Below are 408 nucleotides of genomic sequence, written 5' to 3' on the forward strand. Positions count from 1 at the left end.
TTTGTACCTGCGGTACGTCATTCTGCTCGGACGATCCTTCCGCAGCCTCCGAGGCCGCTTCGGCCTCCTCGGACGACGCGGGCAGGGCCGTTTCATCGAGGGTGTCGGCGTCCGGCTCCTCTTCGGGAGTCGAGACTTCCTCCAGCTCAACGGTGATGTATTCCAGGATCCGATCGATCGCCTTGCGTTCGAGGATCTGGGTCGCCAGGTTGTCGAGCTGGCCTTCCTTCTCAAGGCGAGACCGGACGCGACGCGGCGTCTCGTCCGACCGCATGGCGATCAGGCTGATTTCCTCCGCCAGGTCGTCATCCTCGACCTTGATCTCCTCGGCGTCGGCGATCTTCGAGAGCAGGAAGAACTCTTTCAAGTTCCTCAGGGTGACGTCGTGAGCATTGGCCCGAATCTCGG

General features: G+C 62.0%; 1 pseudogene. It reads right to left on the reverse strand.

The features are described 5' to 3' along the window. Nucleotides 1–408: pseudogene (locus AB1L30_RS00675) on the reverse strand (hypothetical protein); the annotation flags it as partial.

It is taken from the genome of Bremerella sp. JC817, from assembly GCF_040718835.1.
Lineage (GTDB): Bacteria > Planctomycetota > Planctomycetia > Pirellulales > Pirellulaceae > Bremerella.